This is a genomic window from Methylophilus sp., assembly GCF_052173275.1.
Taxonomy (GTDB): Bacteria; Pseudomonadota; Gammaproteobacteria; order Burkholderiales; family Methylophilaceae; genus Methylophilus.
This window is the reverse complement of sequence record NZ_JBQMUL010000002.1, coordinates 2,060,178-2,081,659: the sequence shown is the minus strand read 5'-3', so window position 1 is coordinate 2,081,659 and position 21,482 is coordinate 2,060,178. Positions and strand designations below refer to the sequence as shown.

Here is a 21,482-nt window from a genome sequence, read left to right as displayed (position 1 = left end):
CCGAGTTTGCTATTATAACTGCAAGCGTCCGCTGGCTGTACCGGCATTATAATGAGACGCTCGAGCGATTACGGTACACAGACACGAAGTTTGTGCATAAATCCGGCACGGAGAAAGCATATGAACGATAAACAGGCCGTCGCGCTGGAAGCAGCCAGCTACGTCAAGAACGATATGATTGTCGGGTTGGGCACAGGTTCCACCGCCAATTATTTTATTGAGGCACTCGCCACCCGCCAGCAACAGGAAAACCTGCGTATCACTACCGTGGCCAGCTCCAATATCAGTATGATCAAAGCCCAGTCTGTGGGACTCACCGTATTGAGCTTATCCCAGCTAAGCCAGATTGATTTGTATGTCGACGGGGCGGACGAAATCACTGCCGATAATAGCCTGCTGAAAGGCCGTGGTTACGACCTGGTCATGGAAAAACTGCTGGCAAAAGCTGCCAAAGAATTTATTGTGGTGGCCGATAAAAGCAAACTGGTCAGCCGCATCGGCGAAAATTACCCTATTCCGATTGAAGTGATGCCGTTTGCCTGGCAAGCAGCCAAACGTAGCATAGAAGCCATTGGCGGCAGCGGCGATTTACGCCCGAATGCGGCCAAAGATGGCCTTTCTATTACCAGCTACGGCAGTCTGGTACTCGATATGCATTTTGACGCCGATTTAGATAGTCATCAATTAAATACTTTACTCAACAACATCCCCGGTGTGGTTGAGCATGGCATCTTCACCAGGCTGGCAAGCACCATACTGATTGCCGACCAGGGCAAGATCGAAACGCGGGCTTAATCGCTTTTTCGTTCTCTACAATGCGTTTTCTAAACTGTATTTCTGCGCGTCAGGCATGGCAATGGGCGTTTCTTGTCTGTTTATGCGGTGGATTGCTCGCCTGTAATGACCCTGGCACGCCCAAGCAACCTGCCTTGGAAAAACCGAAACCAGACCCCTACACTATCCGTTTTGTCACCATCAACAGCCCGGATACCTATTTTATTGATAGCCAGAACAATTATGCCGGGCTGGAATATGACCTGGCCAAACGCTTTGTCGATTTCCTGGGGCCGCCTTATAAACTTGAATTCATCGTGGTGGAAAGCTTTGATAAGGTTTTCCCTGCGTTGATGCGCGGCGATGCTGATATTGCGGCGGCTGATATCAGCATTACCGCCTCGCGTAAACGGCAATTCCTGTTCGGGCCCGCCTTTAATCAGGTGCAGTCCATGGTGGTGTATAACCGTGATCAGAACAGTGAACCCGCCAAGCCAGATGCATTATTCAATAAAAGAATCGTGTTACCGAAAAGCACCAGTTTTGTTGAACGCATGCGCGAACTGCAATCGCAACATCCGCAACTGATCTGGCGCGAAACGGAAAAACTCAGCTCTGAACAATTGATAGAAGCCGTGGCGCGCAATGAAATCGATTTCACGGTGGCAGACAACCACTTGCTGGCCATCATGCAATATCTTTATCCGCAACTGGATGCGGGATTGATGCTGGGGCCGGTCGATAAAATCGCCTGGGCACTGAACAAGTTTTCCGGCGAAGAAAAACTGAAACAGGTGCAGGCGTTCTTCAAGAAGATAGAAAAAGATGGCACTTTGCGCAACCTGCTAGACCGCTATTACGGCCACACCAAACGTCTGAAACAGGTTGATGTAGCGACTTTCCTGAGCAAATCCAATACCTTGTTACCGAGATATACGAGGCTGTTCAAAGGGGCGCAAGAAGTGACTGACATAGACTGGCGCCTGCTCGCCGCGCTCAGTTATCAGGAGTCGCACTGGGATAATTACAGCACCTCACCGACCAACGTACGCGGCTTGATGATGCTGACCGAACAAACCTCTAACATGATGAATGTGACCAATCGGCTGGACCCTCAGCAAAGCATCATGGCCGGTGCAAAGTTTTTGCTGTGGCTGAAAGACCGCCTGCCCACGCGCATCCCTGAGCCGGACCGTACTTTTATGACGCTGGCAGCTTACAACAACGGCGTTGGCCACCTGGAAGATGCGCGCATCATTGCGCAACGGCTGGGGCTCAACCCGGATAGCTGGGCGGATGTGAAACGCGGCTATCAACTGCTGAATGACCCGGAACATTATGTGAATGCCAAGCACGGTTACTGTAGCTGTGGCGCGCCGGTGATCTACACCGAACTGGTGCGCAGCTATTACCAGATCATGCAGAAATATTACCCGATTTATGAGCCTGGCCTGGACCCATACAAGATCGCAGATAACAAAATGCCCTGGTTGTTAGCCAGGGCAGAGTAAAAATACCTAGTGTTTCAGATCAAGCCGTGATCACGGTCTTGCCACCCATATAAGGCTGCAGTGCTTTCGGAATCGTCACGCTGCCATCCGCATTCTGGTTATTCTCCAGCACCGCCACCAGCGTACGCCCTACTGCCAAACCGGAACCATTCAATGTATGTAACAACTCTGGTTTGCCATTGGCGTTTCTGAAACGTGCCTGCAAACGCCTTGCCTGGAAAGCTTCACAGTTAGATACTGAAGAGATTTCGCGATAGGTATTTTGCGCAGGCAGCCAGACTTCCAGGTCATAGGTCTTGGCAGCGCCAAAGCCCATATCACCGGTGCACAGTGACACCACGCGATAAGGTAATTCTAAGGCCTGCAACACGTTTTCGGCATGGCCGACCATCTCTTCCAGCGCCTGGTAGCTGTTTTCAGGGTGCACGATCTGCACCATCTCGACTTTATCAAACTGGTGCTGACGTATCATGCCCTTGGTATCACGGCCATAAGAACCCGCTTCTGAACGGAAGCAAGGCGTATGCGCGGTCAGTTTGATAGGCAGTAACTCCAGCGGCACGATCTCATCACGCACGGTGTTGGTCAAGGTGACTTCTGAAGTCGGGATCAGGTACAGTTTGCTATCGTTGTGCGGCGTAACAAACAGGTCTTCTTCAAACTTGGGCAATTGTCCGGTGCCTACAAGGGTTTCGCGATTCACCATATACGGCGTATAGCATTCGGTGTAACCATGTTTTTCGGTTTGCAGATCCAGCATAAACTGCGCCAGCGCACGGTGTAACCTGGCGATCTGGCCTTTCATCAAGGTAAAACGCGCGCCTGACAACTTGGCGCCGGTATCAAAATCCAGGCCTAACGGCGCACCGACATCGGCATGGTCTTTCACTGCAAAGTCAAAATTACGTGGCGTACCCCAGCGGCGTGCCTCCACGTTTTGCGTTTCATCGTTTCCAACCGGCACGCTTTCATGCGGCAAGTTAGGCACATTCAGCATCAAGGCCTGCAACTTGGCCTGAACCTCATTCAGCTGTGCTTCAGCAGCCTTTAACTCATCACCCAACCCAGCGACTTCTGCCAGGATCGCACTGGCATCTTCGCCTTTGGATTTGGCAATACCGATCTGCTTGGACGCCGTATTGCGTTTAGCCTGCAGATTCTCAGTATTGGTCTGTATCGTTTTACGCTCTGCTTCCAGTGCTTTAAACACATCTGCCGGAAAATCGAACTTGCGCGCTTTCAGGCGCGCGGTCACATTGTCCAAATCGTTTCTAAGTTGTTGTATATCTAACATTTATTTTTTCGCTTTGCTGTTCAGGTGTTCTTGATCTAGTGCTTGTAAGTGATTGAGCTTTTCGCTTATTTTACCTTCCAATCCACGTGAGGTGGGCTGGTAAAACGCCTGCGCAGGTAAATCATCCGGGAAATATTGCTCGCCAGCGGCATAGGCATTCGGCTCATTGTGCGCGTAACGGTATTCTTTACCGTAATCGAGCGCCTTCATGAGTTTGGTTGGCGCGTTACGCAAATGCAAGGGCACCATGCGTGATTTATCCTGAGCCACAAAGGCTTTGGCCTGATTGTAAGCCATATATGCGGCATTACTTTTCGCCGCCACGGCCAGGTAAATCACGGCATTGCTGAGGGCAAGCTCGCCTTCTGGTGAGCCCAGGCGCTCGTAGATCTGGATGGCTTCCAGCGCGATGGTTTGCGCTTTGGGGTCAGCCAGGCCGATATCTTCCACCGCCATGCGCACAATGCGCCGAGCCAGGTAAAGCGGGTCAGCGCCGCCATCCAGCATGCGCATAAACCAGTAGAGCGCGGCATTGGGGTTGGATCCACGCACCGATTTATGCAGGGCAGAAATCTGGTCATAAAACGCTTCGCCACCTTTATCAAAGCGGCGCAGCTTGCTGGCCATGCTGGATTGCAAAAATGCATCATCAATGGTATCGATCCTGGCAATTAAGGCACCGTTAAACAGCCCTTCTGCAAAATTCAGCAAGCGCCTGGCATCGCCATCGGCGTAATCTAATATCTGCTCTTTGACTTTATCGTTAACACTAATGTCTGGCGCCATTTTCAGGCGTGCGCGTTCAAGCAACTCAGCCAGCTCATCTTCAGTCAACGCGGTCAGCACGAATACTTGCGACCGGCTGAGCAACGCGCTGTTCACTTCAAATGAAGGGTTCTCAGTCGTCGCACCGATAAAAGTGATCAACCCGCTCTCGACAAACGGTAAAAACGCATCCTGCTGACCTTTGTTGAAGCGATGGACCTCGTCAACGAACAAAATGGTATTGCGGCCGGTTTGCTGCAAGGTAAGCTCGGCGCGCTCTACCGCTTCGCGGATATCCTTGATACCAGACAGCACGGCAGACAAAGGCACGAATTCGGCCTCCGCAGTTTGTGCGATCAGGCGCGCCAGGGTGGTTTTACCCACACCGGGCGGCCCCCACAGAATCATGGAAGGCAACTTGCCGGACTCGAACGCGCGCCGTAAAGGCTTGCCCTCGCCCAGCAAATGCGTTTGCCCGACCACTTCATTCAGTGTTTTCGGGCGCAGTTGCTCGGCAAGCGGGACGGAAGATGGTGTTTGTGGCTCAAACAGGGATGACATATAGCCTGTGCAGTGGTGATGGTTTATTCACCAACCACATCTACCCCTTTGGGAACGGTGAACAGGAACTGCGAAGTATTCAATGACGGATTCACTTCTACGTTCGAGAACACAATGTGGGTGCTTTGGCCGAACGCATCCACCAGGCGCATCTCGGCCAGCTTGCCATGATTAAAGGAAATAATCACCACCTGGAAACCGCTGTCTTTTTGTTTAGGCTTGGCCTGTACGCGTTGCAGGCCTTCATAATCGACCAGGCGAGACAAGCGGAAACTCTCTTCCACATTGGGCCCACCAGCGAGCAAAGCAGCCGGGCTGGTGCCTAGTACTTTATCAACTGTGCGCACGCTGACCTGCTGCAGATCCACATCAAACAAAAATACCTGACGGCCATCGCTGATGATTTGCTGCTCGTAAGGTTTTTGATAATCCCAGCGGAATTTATTAGGCCGCTGCAACAGCATATTGCCATTGACCTCTTGCAGCTTGCGGCCCTTCTGGTCGAACACGGTTTGCTTGAATAGCGCGCGCATGGATTGCGTGGATTGATAAAACTGCTTTAAATCATCGACACCATCGGCATACACCATGGTCGGGGAAACCAGGCCAACCAATAACGCGGCAGCACCTAACGGTGCGCTCACCACTGAAACAACTCTCGAAAAAACCGCGGCAGCCGCTATGCGGACTGGCCATTGTTTACCTGATAGATTACTCATGGTCACCTCCAGCTTTCACTAATACTTCACGGTTACCATTACTTTGCATCGCGGATACCAAACCTGCACGCTCCATATCTTCAATTAATCTTGCTGCCCGGTTATAACCTATGCGCAACTGGCGTTGCACTGACGAAATAGACGCACGGCGGGTTTTCAGTACAATCGCTACCGCTTCATCATACAGCGGGTCTTTTTCCCCACCGGCATCATCGCCGCCCAAGACACCATCGGCATCACCACCTTCGGTCTCATTGGTCAGAATGCCCTCGATGTAATTAGGTTCACCCTGTGCCTTGAGGAAGTTAACCACATTGTGCACTTCACCATCACTGACGAACGCGCCGTGGATACGTTGCGGGTAGCCGCTGCCGGGTGGCAGGTAGAGCATATCGCCCTGGCCTAGCAAGGTTTCAGCGCCCATCTGGTCGAGGATGGTACGCGAGTCTATCTTGCTGGATACCTGGAAAGCCACCCGTGTCGGCACGTTGGCTTTAATCAGGCCGGTGATCACATCCACCGATGGTCGCTGGGTTGCCAGCACCAGGTGGATACCTGACGCACGCGCTTTTTGTGCCAGGCGGGCAATCAACTCTTCCACTTTCTTGCCAACCACCATCATCAGGTCTGCGAGCTCGTCGATCACGACCACGATCAATGGCATTTCATCTAAGGGCTCCGGCTCATCGGGCGTCAGGCTGAACGGGTGCGGAATAGAAGTCCCTTGTTTTTTGGCTTCCTGTATCTTCTGGTTATAGCCTGCCAGGTTACGTACCCCCAGGGTAGACATCAGCTTGTAACGGCGCTCCATCTCCGCCACACACCAGTTCAGCGCATTGGCGGCCTGGCGCATATCTGTGACTACCGGTGCCAGCAGATGCGGAATCCCTTCATAGACGGACAACTCCAGCATTTTCGGGTCGATCAGGATCATGCGTACACGGTTGGCTTCTGATTTGTAGAGCAGGCTCAGAATCAGCGCGTTAATGGCGACAGATTTACCGGAACCGGTAGTACCCGCAACCAGCACATGCGGCATTTTGGCCAGGTCGGCCACAATCGGTTTACCAGCGATATCCTTACCCATGGCAATGGCGATAGGCGAATTCATATCGGCATAGGCCTGGCTGCCCATGATTTCTGACAGCGACACGATCTGCCGTTTGGGATTAGGGATTTCCAGCCCCATATAACTTTTACCGGGGATGGTTTCTACCACCCGTACGCTGATCACTGACAATGCCCGCGCCAGATCCTTGGAAAGATTGGTGATCTGGCTGCCTTTGACGCCTGGCGCGGGATCCAGCTCATAGCGCGTAATCACCGGTCCAGGCTGGGCAATGACGACTTTGACTTCAATGCCAAAGTCCATCAGCTTGCGCTCTATCAGGCGCGAAGTGAAATCCAGTGTTTCTGCCGATTGCAACTCCACCGATTGATTAGGTGCATCCAGCAAATGCAAGGCTGGCAGGCCTTCCTGCTCAATGGCCTCAAACAATACGGTTTGTTTTTCTTTGACCACACGTTCACTGGGGACGACCAGCACTTCAGGCACGCTGATCTCTACCGGTTTGCGGTCTTCTACGCGTTTGCGTTCCGCCTCGACAAACTCTTCACGTGCCTGTAAGGCCTGGCGCCCGACTTTGCGGTCTTGCCAATCCTGGAATTTCAGCGTGCTCCATTGGTGGAAGTGGATCACCCACTCGCCCAAACGCTCGCTCATGCTGATCAGCGACCAGCCGGTAAACAGGCTGAAGGCAGTGGCAAACAACACCAGCAACAACATGGTCGAACCGGCAAAACCAAACATATTGCGCAGCAAATGATCAATGCCACTGCCGATCACCCCGCCCTGCTTGAGCGGAAAATCCGCCGGAAAGCTGACCAGATGGCCGGATTCAAGCGCAGCTGAAGCCAGCAGCAATAAAGCAAAGCCGACGCCGTTCAACCACCAGTCCTGCCTTTCGATGGCATCGAGATGCAGCCGCTCATACATCAGCCACACGATGTAAAAAGCCAGCACCACAAACCACCAGGAAGAAAAACCGAACAGGGATAGCAGCACATCAGCTATCCACGCACCAACGGTGCCGCCAGCATTATGAATAATGTCGTTCTCGCCTATCGCATGTGTCCATCCCGGGTCTTCATGCGAGTATGATGCCAGTATCACTGCCAGAAATACGCCAAGTGCTGCCAATGCAATCCAGCTGACTTCGCGCAGCAATTTAGCATCGCGCAGCTGTTTTTCTGTCGATACTTTTTCCAAACGGGCATTGGATACATTTTTTTTATTAAAAAACAATGCGTTATCTCTTTCTTTACGCAAGTGAACTTAAATGATTATAACAAAATCAAATTGCACACAGGCACTCTAGCTTTTAAAATACATTCAACGACAACAAGGAGACATCATGGACATTGGTATTAATAATAAAGACCGTCACGAAATTGCAGAAGGCGTATCAAAACTGTTGGCAGATACCTATACTTTGTACCTGAAAACCCATTACTTCCATTGGAATGTCACCGGGCCCATGTTCAATACTTTGCACCTGATGTTTGAAACACAATATACCGAGCTGGCACTCGCAGTTGATTTAATCGCCGAACGTATCCGCTCACTGGGCGTGCATGCGCCAGGTACCTACGCGCAGTTCTCCAAACTGACTTCTATCGAAGAAACTGTGGATGTGCCTAAAGCACAGGACATGATCAGCGAACTGGTCGCTGGCCATGAAGCGGTCTGTCGTACCGCACGTAGTGTGTTCCCGGCGGCGGAAAAAGCGGCTGATGAAGCCACCGCTGATTTACTGACTCAGCGTTTGCAACTGCACGAGAAGACTGCATGGATGCTGCGTAGCTTGTTGGAAAAGTAATTCTTTGCCATACAGCTATATTTAGCACCTGAATTTGGGGATGAAACCTTGCAACAAGTGATTTCATCCCCATTTTATTGAACAGATCAAACCAAAAAAGAAAGAAAAGTATGGCTACCAAGCATGCACGTTTATTGATTTTAGGCTCCGGCCCAGCCGGTTACAGTGCAGCCGTTTATGCGGCCCGTGCCAATTTAAGCCCGGTGCTCATCACCGGCCTGGCGCAAGGTGGTCAATTAATGACGACGACTGAAGTGGATAACTGGCCTGCGGATGCTGACGGCGTGATGGGCCCGGAATTGATGGAGCGTTTTCAGAAACACGCTGAGCGTTTCAATACCGAAATGATTTTTGACCATATCCACACCACGCACCTGAAAGAAAAACCGATCCGCCTGGTGGGTGATAATAGTGAATACACCTGCGATGCCCTGATTATTGCTACCGGCGCCTCAGCCAAATACCTGGGCCTGCCTAGCGAAGAAGCGTTTGCTGGCAAAGGCGTGTCTGCTTGTGCCACGTGTGATGGCTTCTTCTACCGCAATCAGGAAGTCGCCGTGATCGGTGGCGGCAATACCGCTGTCGAAGAGACGCTTTACCTGGCTAACATCGCCAGCAAAGTGACATTGGTGCACAGACGCGACAAGTTTAAAGCGGAAGCCATTCTGGTCGACAAACTGATGGAGCGCGTGAAAGAAGGCAAGGTAGTGCTGGAAACGTTTAATACGCTGGACGAAGTGTTGGGCGACAACACCGGGGTTACCGGCATGCGTCTGAAAGATGTGAACTCTAACGCCACCAAAGATGTGCCATTGAAAGGCGTATTTATTGCGATTGGTCACCAGCCGAATACGCAGATCTTTGAAGGCCAGCTGGAGATGGAAGGTGGTTATATCGTGACGCAGGCCGGTCGTCAGGGTAACTTTACGGCCACCAATATCCCCGGCGTATTTGCAGCTGGCGACGTGCAGGACCATATTTACCGCCAGGCAGTAACCAGTGCGGGTACTGGTTGTATGGCGGCACTCGATGCCGAGCGCTACCTGACCAGCCTGGAATAATCAGTTCGGGCCAGGTATTTGGTCACAAATGCTCAGCAAATCAAAAGCGCACCCAGGTGAATACAACTAGGGGGCGCTTTTTTCTTTTAGAATGCAGCCTTGCGCTAGTAAAATAAATCGCCATGACCAACGACGTGCCAAATACAGAGGATGACGACGACATTCACCTGTTCCATGAAGCAGTCAAAGGCGCACGTCCGGTAGCCCCCAAGCGTATCCTGCATGCGCCGAAAAAACCCAAACCGATTCCGCGGCAACTGATACGCGATGAGCAGCAGGCGCTGGTCGATTCCTTAAGTGACAATTATATCCCCGCACACGAACTGGAAAGCGGCGAGGAGCTGCTTTACCTGCGTGATGGCCAGTCACCTGTCATCCTGAGTAAACTTCGCCGCGGCCACTGGGTGGTGCAGGCCCATATCGATCTGCACGGACTGATCAGTGATGAAGCCAGGCTGTATGTGTCCGAATTTATCGCCGATTGTAAAAAGCGTGGCTTGCGTTGCATACGCATTGTGCACGGCAAAGGCTTAGGTTCCAGAAATAAAGAACCGGTCCTGAAACACAAATTGCGTAACTGGCTGATGCAAAAAGATGAAGTGATTGCCTATGCCCAGGCCAGGCAAACGGATGGCGGCAGCGGCGCCGTGATCGTGTTGCTTAAAGCATAAACGCGACACCTTTTCAGGTATCGCGTTTCCGTTTTACAAGGTCATTCAGGTTTCAGATTCAAGTATTGCATTCCCTGAAGATGACTAACCGTTATTCCCAATAACGACGTTGTTTATGTGCGCCGTGCCCTTTACCAGCTTTCGGGCGGTAATCAGACTGGCGGTAAGCCGCGGGATGATACACAACAGGTACTGGCTGAATCTGTGTGTAGTGCGGCCTCATCACAACCGTCACATCCATCACCGGGCCAGGGTCCCTGTCCATTAACGTACTGTACTGCCGGCCCTGGTATTCATAATTAACCATATAGCCAGTCGTCACGGTTTGCCACTGGTCAACCACCACACATTGCTCAACCGGCCGTGTCACCACACGCTCGTAGCCGTAGGTATTCTGGTTGCCAACACGGTCGCCAACGATTGCACCGACACCGGCACCCACTGCGGCAGCAGCCACCCGGCCACCACCTTTACCTATCGTGCTACCCAGCAAACCACCGGCGACACCACCAATGATGGCACCGGTGTTAGAGCGTGCAGGTTGTTCGTAGACGCTTTCACGCATATAACCGGTGTGGCATTCCTGGCGTGGCTGGTTGATCTGCTGCATTTGCGGGCTGACCGACAGCACTCTTGCCCGGTCTATAAATTGCGCATCCGCAAACGCCATCTGGCTGGTCGCCATCAATACCACACTTAACCCTATCAGTTTACGCATTCACTTTCTCCTCTCAACAGCCTGCTTGATGCAGTTATTTCCATAACGTGCATTCAATCACGGCAGATGACTGGTGAATGTATCGATGTGTGGCGGATTTGTATCGCTGGAGATACAGGCCGTTTTATTGACCGCTGTTGGCCAGCTTGAGCAGCTCGCCGCGTTGCTGGATTTCAATCACGCCCCGGCCCATGGTCAGCCAGCCTTTTTGCTCCAGCCGCTTTAACTGGCGGCTGATGACCTCCCGCGCCGTACCCAGCTCATCGGCGATCTGCTGGTGCGTGCGGTGGATATTGTTATTGCCGATATCCAGCAAACATTTGGCCAGGCGCGCATCCAGTGTCTGGAAAGCCACTTCGTCCAGCAACACGATCAGGTCGCTGATCAGCGCGCCGTAATTCTGCATCACGTATTGCCTGAATACAGGCGAATCTATCATCAGGCGCTGGAAAATCGCATCCGGCACGATCACATCTTCAATCGCCTCTTCCACAATGGTAGAAGCCGGGTACTGGCTATTGCCCAGCAGGCAAGTGGTGGTAATGACGCAGGTTTCGCCAGCTCCCACGCGGTAAAGCAGGATCTCCCGTCCGCTGGCAGACATCTTGTAGACACGCGAACGGCCCTTCAGGCGTAATACATAGCCGCCACAGTGATCGCCTTCCTGATAACCGATGGTGCCAATCGGCGCTTCTACAATACGCGCATATTGCAGCAATAACTTTTTGCCCGACTCTTCCAGCGCTTCCAGCTCGGGAAAAAGACTCATCCATGATAATGATTGCATACTGTACTTTTGCCCCTATTCGTTTTTTTGTTGATGCCCCGGTCACGGCTTCGCTTAACATTCACAGCGTCACTTAGCATTCACAGCTTTACTTAGCATGAAGTCACGCAGAAAGAACCATGACAGACTTTTATGCGATAAACTTTATCATAATTGATACATCAATCGTCATGGCGGTGACACGATATGACAGACGGATGATTCAATTACATCAATTCATACAATATAAAAATAATGTTCTTCATAGGGGTAGTATGCAATGTCTGAGATCACAGCGAATATTTTTGAGCAGTTGAGAGCATCGGCCGACCAGGCCAGCAGTCTTTTAAAGGTGATGGCTAATAGCGACCGATTGATGTTGTTATGCCAGCTCTCGCAAGGAGAGAAATCCGTCAGCGCCCTGGAAAGCAATTTGAATTTACGACAACCCAGCCTGTCACAACAATTAACCGTGTTACGCGAAGCACAACTGGTGATTACCCGCCGCGAAGGTAAAAATGTGTTTTACCGCATCAGCAGCCCGGCGGCACTGGCTGTCATTCAGGTATTGCACCGGGAGTTCTGCCAGCAGGCGATCCGTTTTGAAAGCGCTTAGGAGTCAAAGTATGGAAGTGAAACAGATAGACCCGCGATTCAGTGTCGCTGGTCAGTTAAATGCGGCTGATCTGGCAGAGATCGCCGATCAGGGATTTAAAGTAGTGATTAATTTCCGCCCGGATGGTGAAGGCGGTGACGCTCAGCCAGCCAATGCCACACTGGCAGAAAAAGCACAGGCACTTGGCCTGCATTATGCTTATATTCCTGTGGTACCTAACCAGATTCAAGCCAGCCATGTTGATGAGCTGCGCACATTTTTAACGCAACATCCAGGCCAGACGCTGGGTTTTTGCCGCACAGGCAATCGCGCGAACCAAGTTTACCAGCAAGTGCTACAGTCTGGCAACCTAGGCTACGATGCCAGCAAACCCGCCTGTTGCCAGCCACAGAATGCGCCGGAAAACCTGTCGTCACGTGTATTGGGCTGGATTAAGCGGTAAGATTGGCAAAACCAACCTTATGTGAGTATGCAAACTTATGAGCAACACTTCTTTTGAAGTCGTCATCGTCGGCGGTGGCAGCGCAGGCTGTGCCATTGCTGCCAGCCTGAAAAAACGGGCGCCTTCCCTCAAGATTGCCATTATCGAACCCTCTGCCCAGCATTATTACCAGCCAGCCTGGACGCTGGTCGGTGCCGGTGAGTTTGACGCGAACAAAACCGTCAGACCCATGACGCAAGCCATTCCCGATGGCGTGACCTGGTTGCAGACGGCGGTGACTGCATTCAACCCAGCTGAAAAACAAGTCACTACCGCCACATCAGGCACTATTCAATATGCGCAACTGGTGGTGGCTGCTGGCCTGAAGCTGAACTGGGAAGGCATTAAAGGCCTGACTGAAACGCTGGGTCAACATGGGGTCACTTCCAATTACCGCTTTGATCTCGCGCCTTACACCTGGAAACTGGTGCAGGAATTGCAATCAGGTGTCGCTATTTTCACGCAACCACCCATGCCTATTAAATGCGCAGGTGCGCCACAAAAAGCACTGTACCTTTCCTGTGCCGAATGGCTGGGCAAAGGCCGCCTGGGCAATATCAAAGCATCGTTCTACACGTCAACTCCCGCCCTATTTGGCGTGAAAGAATACGTAGAGCCGTTGATGCAGTATATCCGCCGTTACCAGGTAGACCTCAACCTCAATAGCACGCTGGTAGAAGTGGATGGCCCGGCAAAAACTGCCTGGTTCAATGTGAAAGATGCTGATGGCAATGTGAACCGCATCAGCAAATCATTTGACTTGCTGCATGTGGTGCCGCCACAAACGCCACTCGACTTTGTGAAACAAAGCCCGCTTGCCAATGCAGATGGCTGGGTGGAAGTCGACCAGCACAGCTTGCAGCATGTGAAATACCCCGAGATTTTTGGCGTAGGCGATTGCACCAATACGCCCAACGCCAAAACAGCGGCTGCCGCGCGCAAGCAGGTGGTGATCGCCGCGGAAAACCTGCTGGCACAACGTGCCGGACAACCGCTGCCCTCACGTTATGATGGCTATGGTTCCTGCCCGCTGACGGTAGAAAAAGGAAAAATCATACTGGCCGAGTTTGGCTATGGCGGCAAGATCGTGCCGACTTTCCCGTGGGATTCGACCAAACCACGTCGCTCTGCCTGGTGGCTCAAGAAATATGTTTTACCGTGGCTGTACTGGAACCTGATGCTTAAAGGGCGCGAGTGGCTGGCGCGTTGCGGCGCCTGCGGTTAGGCATGCCAATTATTTTGCGCCAGAAAATCCTGTAGCCATTGCAAGGTCAATGCCACGCCAAAGCCATTGACCTCACTGGCGACTGCGCCCAGGCCATCTTTGTGGGTATAAGAAGACAGATCGACATGACACCATGAGATATCACCTTCAATAAACTTGCCGAGAAAGCGCGCAGCAATGATATGGTCAGCATCGCTCTCCATGGTGCACTGCTTGATATCGGCGATCTCGCTATCCAGTTCGCTGTCATAGTCTTCCGCATAGGGGAAAGCCACCACGCGCTCGCCACTGGCAATGCCCGCCACCACCATTTGCTGATTCAATTCATTACGATTGGCGACGATGCCACTCATACGTGAGCCTAATGCCGTCTGCATGCTGCCGGTCAAGGTGGCGTAATCAAGCATCACATCGGGCTTATCCCGGCTGGCTAATGTCAAGGTATCGGCCAGCACCATACGCCCTTCGGCATCGGTATGCACGATTTCAATGGTCATGCCATTGAGCGCCGTGACTACGTCATTCTGTTTATAGGCGTTTGGGCCGATATGGTTTTGCGCGATGGCCAGCCAGCAATCGATATTCACCGGCAGTTGTTGCGCGCTAATCGCCTGCAACACACCCACCGCTACCGCACTACCATTCATATCCTGATGCATGCCCTGCATATATTTGGCCGACTTTAAATTATGGCCGCCGGTATCAAAACAGATGCCTTTGCCGACCAGGGCAACGGTTTTTTCTGCCTGCGGATGCCTGTACGACAATCTGACGATGGCTGCATCTTGCGGCGCTGAACCTTGTGCCACAGCCAAAAATGCGCCCGCGCCGATGGCGGCTAACTTTTCACAATCCCATTCTGTATATTGCCAGTGCTGCGCAGTGGCCAATGCGTGCAAGCGCTGGCGGTAAAGCTGGGGCGTTTGCTGGTTGGGTGGCGTGAGCGTGAGCGCGCGGGTTAAGGTATTCCCTGCCACAATCGCATCGACTTCGGCAGTCCATGGCAGATTCTTGACGCCAAAAACACAGATATCCTTTAGTGCATTACATTTAGTTTCACGTTTAAGCACGGGCAGATTCTGGGCATTCACCACAGCCACATAAGCCGCGTGGCGGGCGATCTGGCTGATATCTTCATCTTTGCCGACAATCGCAATCGCAAGGCGCTGCGGGCGCTCATCCAGCAAGGTTTTAACCGCTTGCCTGAGCAGCGTCAGTTGTTCAAATACCGATTGCGTTGTCTTAATCTGCACAGCGCTGGCCAGCACCCCATTTGCCAGTTCCAGCGTCAACGGTTTCTCAGCGATATCCTGCAAAGAGCGCTGGCTGCGCTTGAGTTTATGATCCAATGTCTGTTGAAACGGGATGTTTTCAGGCAATGCATCTACAAACACCAGTAGCAAATGCTGGGAAAAATCCAGCATGGCGGATTCGTTTATCTCGGAATGATGGGTCCAGTTAATCGTCATACAGTCAGAAAACACTCTTATATAAAATATCAAATAAACGTAGCAAATACCTGTAGTTACGCATTGTTAATTCATGCAAAACTTGACCAAAAGCAGCAAAAAAGAGACACTTACGGCTGATTGAAAGGTTGGCTTCCCGCAACACTATGGGGACGCGCAACGTGATACCATTAAAATAACAAGTATCCGATTTCGGAACCCCTTCTTGGTAATCAACAATTGCTCAACTCCAGGCACTGCTACTTGGTTTAGTACCCAGCCCTGGATTATACGCACAGCGACTTAAAACTCGGAGAATCCTCACGCATGGCAACGCATTCGCAAGCACACCTCAATGAAACTGATGCTCAAGAAACCCAGGAATGGTTAGACGCACTCAGTGCAGTAATTGAGAATGAAGGGCCAGAACGTGCCCACTTCCTGCTGGAAGCAATGATAGACCAGGCTCGCCGTTCAGGCGGCCATTTGCCGTACAAAGCAACGACTTCTTACGTCAACACGATTCCCACGCACCAACAAAGCAAGTTACCTGGCGACCCGGAAATGGAGCGCCGTATCCGCGCCCTGATCCGCTGGAACTCGATCATGACCGTGCTGCGTGCAAACGAAAAATCGCCTGGCATTGGCGGTCACATCGCCAGCTTCCAGTCGGCAGCGACGTTGTATGACGTTGCTTTTAACCATTTCTTCCGTGCTGCGAATGAAAGTTTCGGTGGCGACTGTGTGTATTTCCAGGGCCACTCATCCCCAGGTGTTTACGCACGTGCTTTCCTTGAAGGCCGCATCACCGCAGAGCAGATGGATAACTTCCGTCAGGAAACCGGCGGCAATGGCCTTTCCAGCTACCCTCACCCATGGTTGATGCCTGATTTCTGGCAGTTCCCTACCGTGTCTATGGGTCTGGGACCATTGGCCGGTATTTACCAGGCGCGTTTCCTCAAGTACCTGCATAACCGCGGTATCGCAGACACGGCTGACCGTAAAGTATGGGTATTCTGCGGCGATGGCGAGATGGATGAGCCAGAATCACAAGGCGCGATCTCACTGGCTGCACGTGAAGGCCTGGACAACCTGATCTTTGTGATCAACTGTAACTTGCAACGCCTGGATGGCCCGGTGCGTGGCAACGGCAAAATCATCCAGGAACTGGAATCCAACTTCCGTGGTGCCGGCTGGAATGCGATTAAAGTCATCTGGGGCTCTTACTGGGATCCGTTGCTGGCGATGGACAAAGACGGCCTGCTACGCAAACGCATGGAAGAATGCGTGGATGGCGAATACCAGAACTTCAAGCAAAAAGGTGGCGCGTATACGCGTGAACACTTCTTTGGCAAGTATCCTGAACTGCGTGAGATGGTGGCAGCGATGTCCGACGCCGATATCTGGCGTCTGAACCGTGGCGGTCATGATCCGCATAAGGTTTATTCCGCTTACCATGCGGCAGTGAACCATAAAGGTCAACCAACCGTGATCCTGGCTAAAACCGTTAAAGGTTATGGCATGGGCGATGCGGGCGAAGGCCAGAACACCACTCACCAGCAAAAGAGCATGGACTTTTCTTCACTGAAAGCCTTCCGTGACCGCTTTGACCTGGCACTGACAGATGAGCAGGTAGAAAGCCTGTCTTACTACCACCCAGGTGAAGATAGCCCGGAAATCAAGTACATGATGGAACGCCGTGCGGCATTGGGCGGCTTTGTGCCTGCCCGTAGACGTAAAGGTAACGAACTGACCGTGCCTGAACTGTCAGCCTTTGAGAACATGCTGGGCGCAACGGGTGAGCGTGAAATCTCCACCACCATGGCGTTTGTGCGTATCTTGTCTACCTTGGTGCGTGACAAGCAAGTCGGTAAATATGTCGTGCCTATCGTACCGGACGAAGCGCGTACCTTTGGTATGGAAGGCATGTTCCGTCAACTGGGCATTTACTCTTCAGTCGGCCAGCTGTACGAGCCACAAGATTCTGACCAGGTGATGTTCTACAAAGAATCACAAAGCGGCCAGATCCTGGAAGAAGGCATCAACGAAGCCGGCTCATTTGCCAGCTGGCTGGCGGCTGCCACGTCTTACAGCGTGACCGGCACGCAAATGATCCCTTTCTACATCTACTACTCCATGTTCGGCTTCCAGCGTATCGGTGACTTTGCCTGGGCCGCTGGTGACAGCCGTGCACGTGGCTTCCTGCTGGGTGCGACTGCTGGCCGTACGACTTTGAATGGTGAAGGCTTGCAGCATGAAGATGGCCACAGCCACCTGATGTCAGCGACGATTCCAAACTGCGTGAGCTACGACCCGACCTTCTCTTACGAGCTGGCCGTGATCATCCAGGAAGGCATGCGCCGCATGGTTCAGAATCAGGAAGATGTGTATTACTACATCACCCTGATGAACGAAAACTATACACACCCTGCCATGCCTGAAGGCAGTGCCGAAGGCATCCTCAAAGGTATGTACAGCTTTAGCAAATCCAAAGCCAAGGGCCCGAAAGTACAATTGATGGGTTCAGGCGTGATCCTGCGTGAAGTGATTGCCGCCGCCGAGTTGCTGGAAAAAGACTGGGGCGTGTCTGCTGATATCTGGAGCGTGACAAGCTTTACTGAGTTGCGTCGTGAAGGCATTGATGCCGAGCGTAAGAACCTGCTCAACCCTGAAGCCAAGCCAACACTGAGCTATGTGGCGCAGTTGCTGGCAAAAGCAGAAGGTCCGGTGATCGCGTCTACAGATTACATGCGTTCATTTGCCGACCAGATCCGTAACTTTGTGCCTAACCGCTTTGTGACACTGGGTACCGACGGTTATGGCCGCTCTGACTCCCGTGAAGCATTGCGTAGCTTCTTTGAAGTGGACCGTTACTACGTGGTTCTGGCAGCCTTGAAAGCCCTGGCTGATGATGGCAAATTGCCAGCCGGCAAAGCGACTGAAGCGATCAAGAAATACAGTATTGATATCAGTCGCGCCAACCCGACAACGATTTAATGAGTGATATGGGTACTGCATGACTTTGCAGTACCGCGTTTTTATAAAGGTTTAATACATGAGCTTAAAAGAAGTTCTGGTACCAGATATCGGCAACTTTGACACCGTAGATGTCATTGAAGTCCTGGTCAGCGTAGGTGACACGGTTGCCAAAGAAGACTCTTTGATTACCGTTGAATCTGACAAAGCCTCAATGGACATCCCCTCCTCTTTGGCGGGCGTGGTCAAGGAAATCCACATCAATGTGGGTGACAAAACCAAGCAAGGCGCGCTGATCATCACGCTGGATACCGCTGGCGAAGCAGCCCCTGCCGAGAAACCAGCACCACAACCGACGGCAACGCCAGTAGTGGCAACGGTGAAAGTCGATGAGAAAACCGTAGCCATCCCCGAGCCTAGCCGCCCGGTGGCAGAAGCGCCAAAAGTCGTGCAACCGCAATCCACCCCCAACCCGGTGGCAGAATCCAGCGTAGGCACTTCCGGAAAACTGGCGCATGCCAGCCCGTCGGTACGTAAATTTGCACGTGAACTGGGTGTGAATCTGTCATTGGTGAAAGCCACAGGCCCCAAGAACCGTATCGTGCAAAGTGATGTGCAAGGCTACGTTAAAGGCGAATTGTCCAAACCTCGTTCAGAGAATATGGGCGTTGGCACAGGTTTGAGTACATTGCCTATGCCGGTCATTGATTTCAGCCAGTTTGGCGAGATCGAAACCAAACCGCTGTCACGTATCAAAAAACTGTCCGGCGCTAACCTGCACCGTAACTGGGTGACTGCCCCGCACGTCACGCAATTTGACGAAGCAGATATCACTGACCTGGAAGATTTCCGCAAGTCCATGCTGGTTGAAGCAGAAAAACGCGGCGTGAAACTGACGCTGCTGGCATTCCTGATGAAAGCGGTGGTCAACGCGCTACGCACCTACCCTAACTTCAACGCGTCACTGTCGCCAGAAGGTGATAGCCTGATCCTCAAGCAGTACTACAACATCGGTTTTGCCTGCGACACGCCGGATGGCCTGGTCGTACCCGTAGTACGCGACGTCAACCAGAAAGACGTGATGGACATTGCCCGTGACCTGGCTGACCTATCTGCCAAAGCGCGTGAGCGTAAATTGAAGGTCGAAGAGATGCAAGGCGGCTGCTTTACCATTTCCAGCCTGGGCGGTATCGGTGGCACCATGTTCACCCCTATCATCAACTGCCCTGAAGTCGCCATCCTGGGTGTTTCCCGTGCAGCCATGCAACCGGTCTACAACAAAGACTCTGGCGGCTTTGATGCACGTCTGATCATGCCATTGTCACTCTCATACGATCATCGTGTGATTGACGGTGCCGATGGTGCCAGATTTACTAGCCACCTGCGTGTGATGCTGAGTGATGTAAGAAGGTTGTTGCTGTAATTTTTTTACAGATAAAACAAAAGGCGCTTTCAGCGCCTTTTGTTTTTTTTAAGCTTGCAGCAGACGCTTCATGAAATCACCTTCTTTGATCAGCACCTTATCAGCGACTGGCCATTGATAGAGATATATCCAGGCCTGTACGGAAGCGTTGCCATCTATGGCATCAATATGTGCTTGCACACGTTGATATTCCGCAGGTTGCGCATGCGCCACACTGCATTCTTCATACGCATCGAACACCGCGAGCGAAGTTTGCGCATCATGTAATCTGTAAACCTCACCGTATATGCGATCTTCCATTTGATCAGAGGCAATCACGCCCGGATAAAAGCTGATCTGGTACATGCGTCCACGAAACCAGCCACCCGTTAGAAACGTAGCATGCGTGGACAAGTACTCTGCCATCTGATTAGAATTCCCTTTACGCAGCGTCCCATAGACAAATAGCAAATCAGACATGATAGTTAATTAAAACAGAGCCAACTGCGGGCTTAGAGATTTCTGATGCCACGATTCTGGTACCACAAACAAATCCGTACGAAAACCTGTCCGTTCGCCCGACATGCCCAGTTTGTGGCAACTTAGCTTGAACCGATTCGCCAGCAAGTCTGCAAAAACACCCTCACCACGCATGCGTTTGCCAAAGTCACTTTGATAAGTCTTGCCACCGCGGCTTTGTTTAACCAGGCTCATGACATGTGCCGCTTTTAACGGGAAATACTGCTGCAACCAATCTTCAAACAAGGTCGTCAGTTCGTGCGGCAAACGCAGAAACACATAACCGGCTTTTCTCGCGCCTGCCAGGTGCGCCTTTTCCAGTATCTGTTCCATGTGATGATCCGTCAAAGCCGGAATCACCGGCGCAACCATCACACCGGTAGGGATACCGGCTTCGCTCAATCTGCGTAATGTCTCAAAACGCCGCTCAGGCGCAGCGGCACGAGGCTCCAGGCGGCGGGCGATCTGCCGGTCCAGTGTGGTGATGCTGAGGTAAATGCTGGCGAGGCCTTTGGCAGCCATGGGTGCAATCAGGTCGATATCGCGTTCGACTAATGATGATTTGGTGACCAGGCTGAAAGGGTGATTGGCCTCACTGAGCACCTGTATCACTTGCCGGGTAAGCTGGTATTCACGCTCTATAGGCTGGTAGCCATCGGTGTTCATCGCCAGCGAAATCGGTGCGCATTTGTAGTTGGGGTGTGACAATTCCTTTTTAAGCAGCTCGACCACATCTGGTTTCATGAGTAACTTGGACTCGAAATCGAGCCCGGGCGACAGGCCGAGATAGGCATGGGTTGGACGTGCGTAGCAGTAAATGCAGCCATGCTCACAACCGCGGTATGGGTTCAGGGTGCGATCAAAAGGCAGGTCTGGCGATTGTATGTAGTTGATGACGGATTTGGTCGCATCCAGCATGACTTCGGTGCGTAAGGGCGGTGCACCTTCATCCAGACTGCCCCAGCCATCATCCGTAGACTCACGCGTGCAGGGGTCAAAGCGACTGACCTGGTTGCTGCTGGCCGCACGACCTTTGTAGATAAGCGGTTTTTCATTCATCAACATCGCATTCCTGAAAAAAGGCCTCTGACAAAAT

General features: G+C 52.0%; 19 protein-coding genes. 10 read left to right on the top strand and 9 right to left on the bottom strand.

What is annotated here, in order from left to right:
• Nucleotides 1-120 precede the first annotated feature (120 nt).
• Complete coding sequence (gene rpiA / locus ACTS9Y_RS11260) at nucleotides 121-795, top strand: ribose-5-phosphate isomerase RpiA (RefSeq protein WP_442586022.1); 675 nt, start codon at nucleotides 121-123, stop codon at nucleotides 793-795.
• 20 nt (nucleotides 796-815) lie between these two features.
• Entirely contained in the window at nucleotides 816-2,285 is a 1,470-nt protein-coding gene (mltF, locus tag ACTS9Y_RS11255; protein ID WP_442586021.1) for a membrane-bound lytic murein transglycosylase MltF, read from the top strand.
• Nucleotides 2,286-2,304: 19 nt separating this feature from the next.
• On the opposite strand, the gene serS is transcribed toward mltF, so the two are convergent.
• The 4 genes from serS to ACTS9Y_RS11235 are packed head-to-tail and all read right to left on the bottom strand — an operon-like array spanning nucleotide 2,305 to nucleotide 7,929.
• Nucleotides 2,305-3,579: a serine--tRNA ligase gene (serS, locus tag ACTS9Y_RS11250; protein ID WP_442586020.1), complete on the bottom strand. Its 1,275-nt coding sequence runs from the start codon at nucleotides 3,577-3,579 to the stop codon at nucleotides 2,305-2,307.
• The gene (locus tag ACTS9Y_RS11245; RefSeq protein WP_442586019.1) at nucleotides 3,580-4,905 is read right to left on the bottom strand and encodes a replication-associated recombination protein A; all 1,326 of its coding nucleotides are present in this window, start codon (nucleotides 4,903-4,905) and stop codon (nucleotides 3,580-3,582) included. It abuts the gene before it with no gap.
• Between the two features lie 23 nt (nucleotides 4,906-4,928).
• Nucleotides 4,929-5,624, bottom strand: a complete 696-nt coding sequence (lolA, locus tag ACTS9Y_RS11240) for an outer membrane lipoprotein chaperone LolA (protein ID WP_442586018.1) — start codon at nucleotides 5,622-5,624, stop codon at nucleotides 4,929-4,931.
• Nucleotides 5,617-7,929 (bottom strand): DNA translocase FtsK, encoded by a 2,313-nt coding sequence (locus ACTS9Y_RS11235; protein ID WP_442586017.1) that lies wholly within the window; start codon nucleotides 7,927-7,929, stop codon nucleotides 5,617-5,619. The genes lolA and ACTS9Y_RS11235 overlap by 8 nt, the downstream gene beginning before the upstream one ends.
• 109 nt (nucleotides 7,930-8,038) lie before the next feature.
• Here ACTS9Y_RS11235 and ACTS9Y_RS11230 point away from each other — a divergent pair, with 109 nt between their 5' ends.
• The 3 genes from ACTS9Y_RS11230 to ACTS9Y_RS11220 all read left to right on the top strand — a co-directional run bounded on the left by ACTS9Y_RS11230 (nucleotide 8,039) and on the right by ACTS9Y_RS11220 (nucleotide 10,235).
• Nucleotides 8,039-8,503 (top strand): Dps family protein, encoded by a 465-nt coding sequence (locus tag ACTS9Y_RS11230; RefSeq protein WP_442586016.1) that lies wholly within the window; start codon nucleotides 8,039-8,041, stop codon nucleotides 8,501-8,503.
• Nucleotides 8,504-8,613: 110 nt separating this feature from the next.
• Entirely contained in the window at nucleotides 8,614-9,564 is a 951-nt protein-coding gene (gene trxB / locus ACTS9Y_RS11225; protein ID WP_442586015.1) for a thioredoxin-disulfide reductase, read from the top strand.
• Nucleotides 9,565-9,686: 122 nt separating this feature from the next.
• Complete coding sequence (locus ACTS9Y_RS11220; protein ID WP_442586014.1) at nucleotides 9,687-10,235, top strand: Smr/MutS family protein; 549 nt, start codon at nucleotides 9,687-9,689, stop codon at nucleotides 10,233-10,235.
• A 91-nt stretch (nucleotides 10,236-10,326) separates the two neighbouring features.
• On the opposite strand, the gene ACTS9Y_RS11215 is transcribed toward ACTS9Y_RS11220, so the two are convergent.
• Together ACTS9Y_RS11215 and ACTS9Y_RS11210 are read right to left on the bottom strand one after the other, a co-directional pair.
• Nucleotides 10,327-10,953 carry a glycine zipper 2TM domain-containing protein gene (locus ACTS9Y_RS11215; RefSeq protein ID WP_442586013.1) on the bottom strand — a complete coding sequence of 209 codons (627 nt, stop codon included), beginning with the start codon at nucleotides 10,951-10,953 and terminating at the stop codon, nucleotides 10,327-10,329.
• A 124-nt stretch (nucleotides 10,954-11,077) separates the two neighbouring features.
• Nucleotides 11,078-11,740, bottom strand: a complete 663-nt coding sequence (locus ACTS9Y_RS11210; protein ID WP_442586012.1) for a Crp/Fnr family transcriptional regulator — start codon at nucleotides 11,738-11,740, stop codon at nucleotides 11,078-11,080.
• 259 nt (nucleotides 11,741-11,999) lie between these two features.
• Between ACTS9Y_RS11210 and ACTS9Y_RS11205 the strand changes: the two genes are divergently transcribed.
• Genes ACTS9Y_RS11205 through ACTS9Y_RS11195 form a run of 3 tightly spaced genes read left to right on the top strand, consistent with a single transcriptional unit; the run spans nucleotide 12,000 to nucleotide 14,041 of the window.
• Nucleotides 12,000-12,335 (top strand): metalloregulator ArsR/SmtB family transcription factor, encoded by a 336-nt coding sequence (locus tag ACTS9Y_RS11205; RefSeq protein ID WP_442586011.1) that lies wholly within the window; start codon nucleotides 12,000-12,002, stop codon nucleotides 12,333-12,335.
• Between the two features lie 10 nt (nucleotides 12,336-12,345).
• Nucleotides 12,346-12,777, top strand: a complete 432-nt coding sequence (locus tag ACTS9Y_RS11200; RefSeq protein ID WP_442586010.1) for a TIGR01244 family sulfur transferase — start codon at nucleotides 12,346-12,348, stop codon at nucleotides 12,775-12,777.
• A gap of 37 nt (nucleotides 12,778-12,814) precedes the next feature.
• Nucleotides 12,815-14,041 carry an FAD-dependent oxidoreductase gene (locus tag ACTS9Y_RS11195; protein ID WP_442586009.1) on the top strand — a complete coding sequence of 409 codons (1,227 nt, stop codon included), beginning with the start codon at nucleotides 12,815-12,817 and terminating at the stop codon, nucleotides 14,039-14,041.
• On the opposite strand, the gene ACTS9Y_RS11190 is transcribed toward ACTS9Y_RS11195, so the two are convergent.
• Nucleotides 14,038-15,510 (bottom strand): M17 family metallopeptidase, encoded by a 1,473-nt coding sequence (locus ACTS9Y_RS11190; protein ID WP_442586008.1) that lies wholly within the window; start codon nucleotides 15,508-15,510, stop codon nucleotides 14,038-14,040. The genes ACTS9Y_RS11195 and ACTS9Y_RS11190 overlap by 4 nt on opposite strands.
• A gap of 306 nt (nucleotides 15,511-15,816) precedes the next feature.
• On the opposite strand from ACTS9Y_RS11190, the gene aceE reads away from it, so the two are divergent.
• Together aceE and aceF are read left to right on the top strand one after the other, a co-directional pair.
• Nucleotides 15,817-18,486: a pyruvate dehydrogenase (acetyl-transferring), homodimeric type gene (gene aceE / locus ACTS9Y_RS11185; protein WP_442586007.1), complete on the top strand. Its 2,670-nt coding sequence runs from the start codon at nucleotides 15,817-15,819 to the stop codon at nucleotides 18,484-18,486.
• Nucleotides 18,487-18,544: 58 nt separating this feature from the next.
• Nucleotides 18,545-19,888, top strand: coding sequence for a dihydrolipoyllysine-residue acetyltransferase (gene aceF, locus ACTS9Y_RS11180; protein ID WP_442586006.1), 1,344 nt, complete (start codon nucleotides 18,545-18,547; stop codon nucleotides 19,886-19,888).
• A gap of 48 nt (nucleotides 19,889-19,936) precedes the next feature.
• Here aceF and ACTS9Y_RS11175 read toward each other — a convergent pair whose 3' ends face one another.
• Together ACTS9Y_RS11175 and ACTS9Y_RS11170 are read right to left on the bottom strand one after the other, a co-directional pair.
• Nucleotides 19,937-20,347, bottom strand: a complete 411-nt coding sequence (locus tag ACTS9Y_RS11175; protein ID WP_442586005.1) for a gamma-glutamylcyclotransferase family protein — start codon at nucleotides 20,345-20,347, stop codon at nucleotides 19,937-19,939.
• 9 nt (nucleotides 20,348-20,356) lie between these two features.
• On the bottom strand, nucleotides 20,357-21,445 hold the full coding sequence (locus ACTS9Y_RS11170; protein WP_442586004.1) for a PA0069 family radical SAM protein: 1,089 nt from the start codon (nucleotides 21,443-21,445) through the stop codon (nucleotides 20,357-20,359).
• Between the last annotated feature and the right edge of the window lie 37 nt (nucleotides 21,446-21,482).